Annotated in this window: 12 protein-coding genes; 9 read left to right on the top strand and 3 right to left on the bottom strand. The window is 35.5% G+C overall.

Annotated features, from left to right (window positions below; all coding sequences use genetic code 11):
- The first annotated feature begins 2 nt into the window (after window positions 1-2).
- Window positions 3-1,151 (top strand): galactokinase, encoded by a 1,149-nt coding sequence (gene galK / locus CDH50_RS06960; RefSeq protein ID WP_100611305.1) that lies wholly within the window; start codon window positions 3-5, stop codon window positions 1,149-1,151.
- Window positions 1,152-1,198: 47 nt separating this feature from the next.
- Here the strand turns inward: galK and CDH50_RS06955 are convergent, their stop codons facing one another.
- Window positions 1,199-1,522 carry a hypothetical protein gene (locus CDH50_RS06955; RefSeq protein WP_100611684.1) on the bottom strand — a complete coding sequence of 108 codons (324 nt, stop codon included), beginning with the start codon at window positions 1,520-1,522 and terminating at the stop codon, window positions 1,199-1,201.
- 148 nt (window positions 1,523-1,670) lie between these two features.
- On the opposite strand from CDH50_RS06955, the gene CDH50_RS06950 reads away from it, so the two are divergent.
- The 6 genes from CDH50_RS06950 (at window position 1,671) to CDH50_RS06925 (ending at window position 7,720) form a co-directional block, all read left to right on the top strand.
- A complete protein-coding gene (locus CDH50_RS06950; protein WP_100611304.1) occupies window positions 1,671-2,060 on the top strand; it encodes an acyl-CoA thioesterase in 390 nt (129 codons plus the stop codon).
- A gap of 270 nt (window positions 2,061-2,330) precedes the next feature.
- Window positions 2,331-3,896, top strand: coding sequence for a hypothetical protein (locus CDH50_RS06945; protein ID WP_100611303.1), 1,566 nt, complete (start codon window positions 2,331-2,333; stop codon window positions 3,894-3,896).
- A gap of 132 nt (window positions 3,897-4,028) precedes the next feature.
- Complete coding sequence (locus CDH50_RS06940) at window positions 4,029-5,336, top strand: ATP-binding protein (RefSeq protein WP_100611302.1); 1,308 nt, start codon at window positions 4,029-4,031, stop codon at window positions 5,334-5,336.
- A 1-nt stretch (window position 5,337) separates the two neighbouring features.
- Window positions 5,338-6,594, top strand: a complete 1,257-nt coding sequence (locus CDH50_RS06935) for a tetratricopeptide repeat protein (protein WP_100611301.1) — start codon at window positions 5,338-5,340, stop codon at window positions 6,592-6,594.
- Window positions 6,595-6,707: 113 nt separating this feature from the next.
- The gene (locus CDH50_RS06930) at window positions 6,708-7,277 is read left to right on the top strand and encodes a Crp/Fnr family transcriptional regulator (protein ID WP_100611300.1); all 570 of its coding nucleotides are present in this window, start codon (window positions 6,708-6,710) and stop codon (window positions 7,275-7,277) included.
- An 80-nt stretch (window positions 7,278-7,357) separates the two neighbouring features.
- Window positions 7,358-7,720: a VOC family protein gene (locus tag CDH50_RS06925; protein ID WP_100611299.1), complete on the top strand. Its 363-nt coding sequence runs from the start codon at window positions 7,358-7,360 to the stop codon at window positions 7,718-7,720.
- A gap of 167 nt (window positions 7,721-7,887) precedes the next feature.
- Here CDH50_RS06925 and glyA read toward each other — a convergent pair whose 3' ends face one another.
- Window positions 7,888-9,162, bottom strand: coding sequence for a serine hydroxymethyltransferase (glyA, locus tag CDH50_RS06920; RefSeq protein WP_100611298.1), 1,275 nt, complete (start codon window positions 9,160-9,162; stop codon window positions 7,888-7,890).
- Between the two features lie 200 nt (window positions 9,163-9,362).
- Between glyA and fahA the strand changes: the two genes are divergently transcribed.
- Together fahA and CDH50_RS06910 are read left to right on the top strand one after the other, a co-directional pair.
- Window positions 9,363-10,646, top strand: coding sequence for a fumarylacetoacetase (gene fahA, locus CDH50_RS06915; RefSeq protein ID WP_100611297.1), 1,284 nt, complete (start codon window positions 9,363-9,365; stop codon window positions 10,644-10,646).
- Window positions 10,647-10,770: 124 nt separating this feature from the next.
- Window positions 10,771-11,952 (top strand): hypothetical protein, encoded by a 1,182-nt coding sequence (locus CDH50_RS06910; protein ID WP_100611296.1) that lies wholly within the window; start codon window positions 10,771-10,773, stop codon window positions 11,950-11,952.
- A 43-nt stretch (window positions 11,953-11,995) separates the two neighbouring features.
- Here CDH50_RS06910 and CDH50_RS06905 read toward each other — a convergent pair whose 3' ends face one another.
- Window positions 11,996-13,522, bottom strand: a complete 1,527-nt coding sequence (locus CDH50_RS06905; RefSeq protein WP_100611295.1) for a carbon-nitrogen hydrolase family protein — start codon at window positions 13,520-13,522, stop codon at window positions 11,996-11,998.
- Window positions 13,523-13,592: the final 70 nt, after the last annotated feature.

The raw sequence follows: 13,592 nt of genomic DNA, 5'->3' as shown, positions 1-13,592 counted from the left end.
CAATGAATACATTAGTTAGCAACGTAAAATCAGCATTCATAAACAAATTTAAAACAGAACCTTTACTCATTTTTTCTCCAGGAAGGATTAATATTATTGGCGAACACACTGATTATAATGATGGTTTTGTATTTCCCGCAGCAGTAAATAAAGGCATTTTTGCCGCTTTTCAAAAAAGTGATTCAGGAACCTCCACCGTCTATGCTTTGGATATGGACAGCTCCATTGAATTTTCATTAGAAAATTTAAAACCTTCCAAACAAGGACATTGGGAAAATTATGTGTTTGGTGTGATTGCCGAAATTCAAAAAAAAAATAAGACAGTTAGCAATTTCAACCTCGTTTTTAAAGGTGATATTCCTGCTGGTTCTGGCATGTCATCTTCAGCAGCACTTGAAAATAGTGTAGTTTACGGTTTAAATGAACTTTTCAATTTGGGTTTATCCAAACATGATATGATTCATATTTCCCAAAAAGCAGAACATAACTATGTGGGTGTTAATTGTGGAATTATGGATCAATACGCGAGTATGTTTGGCATTAAAAACAATGCGCTGTTATTGGATTGTAGAACGGTGGAATCGAAGCCTTATGAAATTGACTTTAAAGACCACCAACTCGTACTCATTAACACCAATGTAAAACACAGTTTGTCAGATAGTGCTTATAACGACAGGCGTTCCGTTTGTGAACACATTTCAGGATTAATGGGCATAAAAGCATTACGTGATGCTAATGAAGCAGATTTAGAAAAAATAAAAGACCAAGTTACTTCAGAAAACTATCAAAAGGCACTTTTTGTTATTCAAGAAAACAACAGAGCCATTAAAGCCTCCAAAGCTATTGAAGAGGGTGATTTAGTGACTTTAGGAAATCTCATTTATGGCTCGCACGACGGACTGCAACATCAATATAAAGTCAGTTGCGAGGAATTGGATTTTCTAGTTGAACAAGCCAAATTAAACAAACATGTTTTGGGAGCAAGAATGATGGGTGGTGGTTTTGGTGGCTGTACCATTAATTTGGTAGCAAAACATGGCATTGAAGATTTTACCGAAAGTGCATCTAAAGCTTATGAAAAGAAATTCAACAAAGCGTGTTCAGTTTATTTTGTAGAGTTATCTAATGGAACGCATGTTATAAAAAATTAAGAGAACTTATATAGCAATTATATAAGTTCTCTTAAATACCTTTTTATTTATAGGATGATTATCAACAATAAAATGATGATAATAGCACCTGTAGAAATATAAAGTCCATTTCCTTTAGCACGAAGCGTTGATTTAATTTCACGAACCTCGGCACGAAGTTCTTTTCTTTCGGCAGATTTTAAATCCGATTTATCCATCGCCTTAATCGCCTCCAAACGGTTCAATAAAATTTGAACATCTGCTGGAATTTCTTCTACTTTATTGGTTGTTGCTGAATTAATTGGCATTGGTTCTTTTTCTGAAGCCATTACCGGACTCGAAAATGACACTAAAGATAGCATCACTAAACATAAAATAACTGATTTTCTCATTGGTTGCGTTTTTAAATTATTAAACATTACAAATCTAAATTTTAAAGAATGATAGCTAATTACATCATTTTCATCAAACTTTATATAATTCAACTAAATAATTTGAAATATACAAAATAAAAGTATTTTAGTACCTTAAAAATTGAAAATGCCAATATTCGAAACTGCTATCACTGTTGAAGCAAAACATTTGGATGATCTCATGCATGTAAATAACGTACATTATGTGCAATGGGTACAAGACGTCGCTAAATTACATTGGGAAAGAAATGCTACAGATTCTATTTTAAAAAGATACTTTTGGGTGTTAACCACGCATTTCATAGAATATAAAAATTCCGCTTTTTTAGGGGATAAAATCCATGTGAAAACCTATGTCCCCAAATATAAAGGGGCTGTGTGCCATCGTATTGTTGAAATAACAAACAAAACTACTAACACCCTTTTAGCAACCTCTGAAACCAAATGGTGCTTGATAGATGCCGAAACAAAACGCCCCACGCGAATCACCAAGGAAATTTCAGAATTATTTGAATAGTTTGCATTTGGTAAATTTATCACTAACCACTTCTCGATATAATTTTCTCATCCTTCGAAAATCACTCGAAGTGACATCTAGGTTGTTAATTGTGTTTTTAGTTAGTTAGCCTGTCAATTCGAGTGAATTTTACACATTTTTTTGTGTAAAATTAGTATCGAGAATCAAACTTCATTCAAAATGCAAACAGTTTAAATAATTAATTTGCCTTCATGCGCGTTGTCATTCTCAAAAGTTATATTTTTAGCCTATAAAACTTATCATTTTTAAATGAAACGGTACCTCTACTTTTCACTCACCATCTTTTTTTTAATGCTTTGGAGCTCTTGCCGAAAAGATTTTGAATTCTCCGCAAGCACTGGGAATTTGGAATTTTCCAAAGATACCGTGTATTTAGATACTGTTTTTACCAACATTGGCTCAAGCACCTACAATTTAAAGGTTTATAACAGAAGTAACGAGAATATCGTCATTCCCGTTGTGAAATTAGGTTTGGGTGAAGCGTCTCAATACCGATTGAATGTAGACGGCAGGGCTGGTAAAGTCTTTGAAAATGTGGAGATATTAGCCAAAGACAGCATGTTTATTTTTGTTGAAACTACTATTAATATTAATAATTTCCCGAATCCAGAAGGTAAATATTTGTATACAGACCATATTGAATTTGATACCAGCTCCAACCTTCAAAAAGTAGAATTGGTGACCTTGGTTCAAGATGCCATTTTTATTTATCCAGATAGGGATAATACCACCAAAATTGTTGAAACCTTAACGCTGAATGTGGGCGGACAAAATGTGGAAACCAACATACAAGGTCGGGAGTTATTACCAAGCGAACTCACGTTTACCAACCAAAAACCTTATGTTATTTACGGTTTTGCAGCCGTACCCAATGGTGAAACCTTAACCATTAATGCTGGTGCTAGATTGCATTTTCATGATAACTCTGGGTTGATAGTTTCAGAAGGTGCGACCCTCAACATTAATGGGGCTTTGAGTACCGACCAAGTGGCTCTCGAAAATGAAGTTATTTTAGAAGGTGACCGTTTAGAACCGTCGTTTTCTGATGTACCCGGACAATGGGGCACCATTTGGTTATTTGATGGCAGTATCAATAACACCATTAATTACACCACCATCAAAAACGCCTCCGTGGGGATTTTATGTGATGGGAATCCGAATGCGGTAAACGACAAATTAACCATCACCAATTCGCAAATTTACAACTCCAGTAATTTTGGTGTTTTAGGTAGAAATACCTCCATTAAAGCTGAAAATGTGGTTATAAATAACAGCGGGCAATCATCATTTGCAGGTACGCTTGGCGGAAAATACAATGTTACACATAGCACCATTGTCAATTATTGGAATACCAGTTCCAGACAATTCCCTGCTCTTCTTTTAAATAATTTTGTGACCGATGAAAATGACAATGTTATTTTAGCAGATTTAACCGAAGCTAATTTTAATAACTGTATTATTTACGGTAACGACAATCCTGAAATTCTTTTGGATGAAGTGGAAGACACTGCGGTGGATTTCAATTTTAAATTTACCAATTGCTTGATTCGTTTTCAAAACGACAATAACAATTTTACGGGACCGAATTACGATTTAACAAACACCGTACACTACGAAGACAACCTTTTTAATCTGAATCCCAATTTTAAAGATGCTTCTAAAAACCAGCTGATGATTGGTGACGATTCTCCCGCCAATAATGAAGGCTCTGCCCTATTTGCTAGTCAAGTGCCGACTGATATTTTAAACGTGAATAGAACGGGTTCTCCAGATTTGGGAGCTTATCAGCATGTGACATTTGTGAATGAGGATTGATAGTATTAATTAATTTCTTTTTGTGTGAAAAATTATCTAGATTCGTTTAACTAACTTTCATAGATGATTTAAACTATCTATATCTAAAAAGTTAACGGTAATTTTATTTAAGGACAGAGTAACATTGAAAATATGAACGACAATACAATAGATAGTTTACGTGAAGCATTAAAACATTCACCTGACAATACTCCTTTACGACTTTTGCTAGCAGATACTTTATTAACCTTGAACAGACTTGAAGAAGCAGAAACAGAATATTCTACCCTTCTTAAAATATCAAACGACAACAAAGCTAAAGTTGGACTTGCAACAGTGTTTTACAAAAAGAGAAGCTATTCAGCATGTAATGTTATTCTAGAGGAAGTAATAGAAAAAGGAACGAATGAGATAAATGTTTACACACTTTATGCTAAAGGACTTTTAAAAGAAAATTCAATAGCAAAAGCAATTGAAACATATAAAAAAGCATTGGCGATAGACCCAAAATATTTTGATGAAGAACTTGACAGCCAATTAAGACAAAGAGAAATTGTTGAAGTTGGAGAAATAGAAGAAGAACTTGATAATCGCTTTTTACAAAAACCTAATATCAACTTCAGCGATGTTGGTGGTATGGAAATTGTGAAGAAAGAAATTGAACTAAAAATAATCAAACCTTTACTTCACCCTGAACTTTATAAAGCCTATGGGAAAAAAATAGGTGGAGGTATTTTGCTCTATGGCCCTCCAGGTTGCGGTAAAACATTTATTGCCAAAGCAACAGCAGGACAAGTGAATGCTAGATTCATAAGTGTTAGTTTGAATGATATTTTAGATATGTGGATTGGCAATAGTGAAAAAAATCTACATGAAATATTTGAGTTAGCAAGGAATAACACGCCTTGTGTTTTATTCATTGACGAGATTGATGCTTTAGGTGCCAGCAGAAGCGACATGAAACAATCAAGTGGCAGACATTTAATTAACCAATTTTTACAAGAGCTTGATGGAATAGAAAGTACAAACGAAGGTGTTTTAATAATTGGTGCTACAAATACACCTTGGAATCTTGACTCCGCATTTAGACGACCAGGAAGGTTTGACAGAATTGTATTTGTTCCACCTCCAGATACAACCACAAGAGAATCCATTTTAAAATTAAAACTCAATAACAAACCAACTGGCACAATTGATTTGCAAACAGTTGCCAAGAAAGCCGAGAATTACTCGGGAGCAGACATTGATGCAATTATTGACATTGCAATTGAACAAAAACTTGAATCTTCATTTAGTGATGGTATTCCCAAACCACTTGAAACAAATGATTTATTGAATGCTTTGAAGAAGCATAAGCCAAGCACCCAAGAATGGTTTTCAACAGCGAAAAATTTTGCAATGTTTGCGAATGACTCAGGACTGTATGACGATATTCTAACTTACATGAAAATTAAAAAATAAAATGAAAGAAGATAACTTGCTTTCCAAAGTTGAAATCCTAATTCAACAAAAAAAATTCGCAGAAGCTGAAAATATACTTTCTAGCTTGCTTAGAGAGGACTCAAATAATACTCATTTTCTTTCTTTACTTGCAGAAGTAAATTTGCAACAAGACAAATTTGAAAATGCAAATAGCATAATTGAAAATGCCATTGGTCTATCGCCCGATACTCCACATTTATTCTATGTCAAGTCCCGCATTGCTATTCAGCAAGACAAGTTAAATGAAGCAGAAAAGAACATAAATCAAGCAATTGAGCTTGACCCATACGATGCGGACTACTTTGCGTTGCTGGCACACATTAAGTTGGGGAGAAAACAGTTTGAAAAGGCACTGCAAACTGCTAACAGGGCACTGGAAATAGATGCTGAAAATTTATTAGCTTTAAATACTAGAGGTACAGCCCTAAACAAACTAAATAGAAGCGAAGAATCTTTTAAAACCATTGAAGGAGCATTGCGTGAAGACCCAAACAATGCTTACACACATGCTAATTATGGTTGGGGTTTATTAGAAAAAGGAAATCACCAAAAAGCATTAGAACATTTTAAGGAATCACTATCTAATGACCCAACTTTTGAATATGCTCAATCAGGAATGCTTGAAGCGATTAAAGCAACAAACCCTATTTATCGTGTTTTTATAAAGTATTCATTCTTCATTAACAATCTAACCGCAAAATACCAGTGGGGTGTTATAATCGGTTTTTACATAGGTTTTAAAATATTGAGAACATTTGCGAAAAATAATGAAGCCCTACAACCATACTTAACTCCGCTGATTGTCACACTTGCCTTATTTGCATTTTCAACTTGGATAATTGCCCCTATAAGCAATCTATTCCTTAGGTTTAATAAATACGGACAACTGCTTCTTGATAAAAAAGAAAAAATGAGTTCAAACTTTGTTGCTGTAAGTTTGGGTTTGTTTTTTATTGAACTGCTATTATACTTTGTATTGTCTGACGAAAAAATGCTAATTATTGCTGTTTATGGCTTTGCAATGATGTTACCGCTAGGGGCTATGTTTTCTCCATCAAAAAACAAGTATGGACTTTTAATTTATACAACTGCTCTAGCGGTTGTGGGTTTACTTGCAATCGGGCTGACATTTTCGATAGGTGAAATGTTCAACTTAATGACAGTAATATTCATTTTTGGATTTGTTGCATTCCAATGGGTTGCAAACTATATGTTAATCAAGGAAGACAACCAATAAAAGGGAAAGAAAAGCTAGTGTCAATATTTAAGACCCTGCTCATTTGTCAATAAAGTACCGTCTGATATAAAACATTCAAACAATTTTATATTATTAAATTCAATGTATAAAATATGACAGGTGTTTCCGAGATAAAAAAATCTCTTTCTAAAATTCACCCTTTTTCAGAAGAACAGCTAAGTCTCTTTACTGATAAACTTATTTATAAAAATCTTAAAAAGAAGGACTTCCTTTTAAAAGAAAATGAAGTTTCAGACGGTATCACTTTTATTCTTACTGGCAGTTTTCGGTTCTTTAAAAAAATTGACGAAGGTGAATTGACTATCAAGTTTTTTGTAGAAAACAATTGGATTGCAGACCTTGAAAGCTTATTAAATCAACAACCTTCCAAAAATTATATAGAGGCCATTGAGGATTCAGAAATTGCTTCAATTAATTTAATAGACATTCACAGGCTTATGGACATTCATCCTTGTTTTCGTATGCTAAATGCTTTATTGACCGACTTGACAATTTCTACATCATATATAGCAACAATCAATTCTAAAAGCCCAGACGAAAGATATCAAGAACTCTTATTGAAACACCCACAATGGATAAATCGCTTTCCTCAAATGCTAATTGCTTCATACTTAGGAATGACACCTGAAACATTAAGCAGAGTAAGAGCCAGAATCAAGTAATTTCTTGATTGTAATCAAGCACAAGAAATAAAATAAAGGATAACTTTGTATTCATAAATCAATCAAAAATTTAATCAATTATGAATTTTACCAAATTAATTCCTAATGTCTATTATCAAGATATTAATGACGGATTAAAACTATTTATGGATTGTCTTGAATTTAATATGGGGCACGAAGAATTGAAGTCAAAAAATCCGTTTTGTGTGATAGAAAAGAACGGCTTACAAATGTTCCTTTTTGAGCATAAAGATCTAGCAAAGGAACATAATCCTGAATTTAGACTTGTAACAAATAGTATAGATGACATTTACAAAAAAGTAAGTGCATCACATCCCGAATTTCTGCATCCAAATCTTAATAAAGTCACGCTTCGTCCTTGGGGAGCAAAAGAATTTGCACTTCGGGATCACCAAGTTTGTATCATTATTCAGCAATGGTAACTATTTTGAAAGAATATGAAACGAAACAAAAAATCCCGCTTTAAAAGCGGGATTTTTTGTTTTTATGTTATTTGTCATTGCGAGGAAGTATGACGAAGTAATCTCATGATGTAGAACTAAATTAAACAGATTGCTTCATCGCTGCTCTCTTTGCAATGACAAGCCAATTAAGCCACAAACAAAGGTCTGCCAGCCATCATCGCATTTACTTTATCTTTTACGGCTTCTAAAACCGCTTCATCTTGATGGTTCATAATCACTTCATCAATCAAATCCACAATCGCAATCATATCAGCTTCTTTCAAACCTCTCGTCGTCACCGCAGCAGTTCCCACACGAATACCCGATGTTACAAACGGTGAGCGAGTATCAAAAGGTACCATGTTTTTATTTACGGTAATATCAGCTTTTACTAAGGCTTGTTCGGCATCTTTACCAGACACGTCCTTGTTACGTAAATCAATCAACATACAGTGGTTATCAGTACCACCAGAAATAATATTATAGCCTTTACCAACTAAAGCTTTTGCCATAGTAGCTGCATTTAGTTTTACCTGTAATTGATATTCTAAAAACGAATCGGTTAAGGCTTCGCCAAAAGCAATTGCCTTCGCTGCAATAATATGTTCTAATGGGCCTCCTTGATTCCCTGGGAACACCGCAGAATCCAATAACGAAGACATTTTACGCAAACTACCATCTTTTAATGTAATTCCGAATGGGTTATCAAAATCCTTACCCATCATAATAATACCTCCTCTTGGCCCTCTAAGGGTTTTATGGGTGGTGGTGGTCACAATATGACAATGAGGAATCGGGTCGTTTAAAATCCCTTTAGCAATCAATCCCGCAGGATGCGAAATGTCCGCCATTAAAATAGCTCCCACGCTATCTGCAATGACTCTAAAACGTTTAAAATCAATATCACGGGAATAGGCTGATGCACCAGCAATGATTAATTTTGGTTGTTCCTTAGTCGCTATCTCTTGAATTTTATCATAGTTCAAAACGCCTGTCTCCTGCTCTACCCCATAAAATACGGGATTGTATAATTTACCTGAAAAATTTACTGGCGAGCCGTGTGTTAAATGGCCTCCGTGAGATAAATCGAATCCTAAAATTTTATCACCAGGGTTTAAACACGCATGATAAACCGCTGAATTTGCCTGACTTCCAGAATGTGGTTGTACGTTCACATACTCAGCTCCAAACAATGTTTTTGCTCTATCGATCGCTATTTGCTCTACTTCATCAACCACCTCGCAACCGCCATAATAACGTTTGCCTGGGTAGCCTTCTGCATACTTATTGGTTAACACAGAGCCAGCAGCTTCCATCACTTGGTCACTTACAAAATTCTCTGAGGCAATAAGTTCAATACCATGTAGTTGGCGTTCTTTTTCAGCTTGTATAAGTTCAAAAATTTGTTCGTCGCGTTGCATAAAATTAAATTCTAGTTTAAATATTCGGCAAAAATAACAAATAGATTAGTTAAATACGCGAAAAAACATATATTTACTTATAAGTTTTTAACGAGGTTATCAACCTTTAAATTAAATCATATTTTACATTTTTTTATCAATAGTAAAGAAAAAAATATGTAGGTTTGGGTAGAATAAATATCACTAATTAAATTTAAGTTATGCCATTTTCAGCTAACAATCCGGATAGAAAATCGTGGTTGCACGTAGATAAGAATTCTGATTTCCCCATTCAGAATATTCCTTTTGGCGTATTCCTAACACGTGATGATATCATTACCATTGGGACGCGGATTGGTGATACCGCCATCGACCTTGGTGCCTTGCATCAATTGGGCTATTTTGATGACATTCCATTAACCGATGATATTTTTCTTCAAGACACCTTGAATGATTTTATTGCTGATGGCAGAAAAACATGGCGTGCAGTAAGAAACAAGATTGCCCAAATTTTTGATGCAGAAAACAAGACTTTAAAAAACAATGTAAAACATAAGGAAATCGTACTATTTCGTTTAGATGAGATAGAAATGCAATTGCCGGTTCAAATTGGTGATTATACCGATTTTCATTCCAGTATAGACCATGCCACCAATATTGGCGCTATGGTCAGAGATTTTGATAATGCTTTATTGCCCAATTGGTTGCACATACCTGTAGCATACCACGGTAGAAGTTCTTCCATCATTCCTTCGGGGATTTCAGTTCACAGACCACAAGGGCAAACCTTTCCAGATGGTGCTACTGAACCTGTTTTCGGACCTTCAAAAGCAGTTGATTTTGAATTGGAAATGGCCTTTATAACAACGGTTGCCAACGATTTGGGAGAACCCATTCCTGCAGATGAAACAGAAGAATATATTTTTGGCTTGGTCCTGTTGAACGATTGGAGCGCACGCGATATCCAAAAATGGGAATACTTGCCTTTAGGGCCGTTTTTATCCAAAAACTTTGCGTCTTCTATTTCCCCTTGGATTGTGACTTTAGATGCTCTAGAACCTTTTAGGGTTGAAGGGCCTAAACCCATCAAACCGCAATTGTCTTATTTACATTTTACGGGCAAAAAGAGTTTCGATATCAATTTAGAGGTTGCCATTCAGCCAAAAAATGCCAAGGAAACCATCGTGACCAAGACCAATTTTAAGCACATGTATTGGAACATGTCGCAACAATTAGCACATCACACCATCAATGGTTGCCCCATTAATGCTGGCGATTTAATGGGTAGCGGCACTATTTCTGGACCAACGCCAGATAGTTATGGCTCTATGTTGGAACTGACTTGGGGCGGCGAAAAACCCATAAAAATGAAAGACGGTAGCGAACGTACATTCATCAATGACAACGATACGGTGATTATGCGTGGGTATTGTGAAAAAGATGGTACACGTATTGGTTTTGGTGAAGTGTCTTCTCAGTTACTTCCTGTTTTTACTAAAAAATAAGAATAAACTTATATATTATATAGATAAAATACATTTAAACGGATTTATTCGTATTTTGTCTATATTTTAAATATTTTGGCACTATATTTGGCAACCAAATCAAACAACCAAATTTATTAAGTGTATGAAAAAATCATTACTTTCTGCAATCATCATCATCCTTATCATTTCCTGTAGTACCAGCAAACAGATTGAAAAAGCCGTGAGTTCGGGTAATTACGACCAAGCTATTAGCGATGCCATTAGTAAATTACGAACTAACAAAGACAAAAAAAGTAAAGCGGAATTCATCGTCATGCTGGAAGATGCTTTCAATAAAGCTACCGAACGTGACTTGAACACGATTGACTATTTGAATAAAGACAATAATCCTGAAAATTACTTGAAAATATACGATATGTATGTGGGGCTTGATAACCGTCAAGAACGCATAAAACCCTTACTCCCATTGTATATAAACAACAGAGAGGTGCGATTGGATATGAAAGATTACTCCAATCAGATCATCGCCAATAAAGACAAAGCTTCCCAACATCTTTATAATAACGCATCGGCTCTTTTAAAATCTAATAACAAAATGGATTTTAGATATGCCTATGATGAATTTCAAGAGATAGAAAATATCAATCCCAATTTCAAGGATGTTAGACAACTTATGGAAGTTGCCCATCAAAAAGGAACGGACTTCGTTATTGTTGATATGAGAAACGATACCCAGAAAGTGATTCCTAACCGATTGGAAGCGGATTTATTGAATTTCAGTACCTACGGACTTAACAATCTTTGGACGGTTTACCACAACACGCCAACAAATGATGTGAAATATGATTATAATATGTTGGTGAATTTAAGGCAAATCAACATCTCGCCCGAGCAAGTAAAAGAACGTCAGATTATTAAGGAAAGACAAATTGTGGATGGCAAAAAGAATTTATTGGACAATAAGGGGAACGTGGTTAAAGATAGCCTAGGCAAAACCATTCAGGTTGATAATATGAAAACCGTGCGTTGCGAGTATTATGAATTCCGTCAATTTAAATCGGTGCAAGTCACAGGCAATGTGGAATATGTTAACCTAAACACCAAACAATTGGAAGATGCCTTTCCTGTAACCAGCGAGTTTGTTTTTGAACATGTTTACGCGACTTATAGAGGTGACAAACGTGCCTTGGACACCGATTTATTGCCGTTTTTAGACCGAAGAAGTGTTCCCTTCCCTACGGAAGAGCAAATGATTTATGATACTGGCGAAGATCTAAAAGCCCAATTAAAACGCATTATAAATAGTTATACGATTAGACGATAAACAAGAAGCTCCCAAAATTGGGAGCTTTTTCTATTATTTATATTTACCGTTTCCGCAACTCAAAAATATCTTTCCTCCTATCTTTTAAATTACGCACACTACCAAATTGGTTCAGTTCGCGCAGTAAATCAATGTCTACATCAGCAATTAAAATCATTTCGGTATTCGTGGTCGCTTCGGCTTTGATGCCGTTGGCGGGAAATGAGAAATCGCAAGGCGTGAATACCATCGATTGCGCAAATTGAATGTCCATATTGTTCACCTTTGGTAAATTCCCCACACTACCAGCAATCGCCACATAACATTCATTTTCTATGGCACGGGCTTGGGCACAATGGCGCACACGGGAATACCCGTTTTGGGTATCGGTTAAAAACGGAATAAACAATATATCCATGCCTTCATCGGCCAACAATCGGCTCAACTCTGGGAATTCGGAATCATAACAAATTAAAATGCCGATTTTTCCACAATCGGTGTCATACGTGCGCAATTCCTTGCCGCCTTGCATGCCCCAAACCTTTGCTTCATCTGGTGTAACGTGTAGTTTTTCATAACGCTCGGTGGTACCATCACGTTTGCATAAATACCCAACGTTATACAATAACCCATCTCGCATTTCGGGCATACTGCCTGTAATGACATTAATATTATACGAAATGGCCAATTTTGAAAACTGCTGTACAATCTCTGGTGTATGCTTTGCCAATTCCCTAATGGCTTCCGCTTCTGGTAAATGGTTATTATCTGCCATTAACGGTGCATTAAAAAACTCAGGGAACAAGGCAAAATCTGAACGATAGGCAGACACGGCGTCTATAAAATACTCCGCCTGCTCCATAAGTTCGGTTAAATCCTTATACAAACGCATTTGCCATTGGATGAGTCCGAGACGTATGACCTTTTTATTATTGACCGCTTTTTTAGACTGCTTTTCATAATAAATATTGTCCCATTCCATCAACACCGCAAATTCATTGGACGCTTCATCACCAGCTAAATAGCCTTTTAAAATCTTGGTTGGGTGAAAGTCATTGGAGATTTGAAAATTTAATACCGGGTCATGGATTTCCTTTCTCTTCACTTTTTCAATATATTCCTTAGGCGATATTTTATCGGCGTACTGATTATAATTGGGCATTCTGCCTCCAAAAGCAATCCCTCTTAAATTCAGTTTTTCGCATAAATCCTTTCTGTAATCGTATAACCGACGTCCCAAGCGCAAACCCCTGTATTCCGTTTTAATAAACACATCAATGCCATACAGCACATCACCTTGTGGCTTGTGGGTATCAAATGTATAATTACCTGTTATCTCCTTGTAGGTATGGTGTTCGTCAAAATCATCATAATCTACAATAATGGACAAGGCACAACCTGCCAATTCATTATTGACTTTAATAACTATTTGCCCTTGTGGAAATTTATCGATTAATAGTTTGATGTGCGCTTCATCCCAATAAGAATCTGGGAAGTTTGACGAATACGCTTCCAACATGGCGTTTTTAAGCTCTTGGTAATCGTTAAGCGTTAAAAATGCTAGTTCTATGTTTTCAATACTATTTATCATGTTTTTTTATTTTCTATTAGCAATCATGCAAAGTTAAGGCTTTTAAAACAAAAAACTCCCGATATGGCTT

Source organism: Confluentibacter lentus (assembly GCF_002806995.1).
Lineage (GTDB): Bacteria > Bacteroidota > Bacteroidia > Flavobacteriales > Flavobacteriaceae > Confluentibacter > Confluentibacter lentus.
The sequence above is the reverse complement of the archived record's forward strand: the minus strand, read 5'-3'. Positions and strand labels throughout refer to the sequence as shown.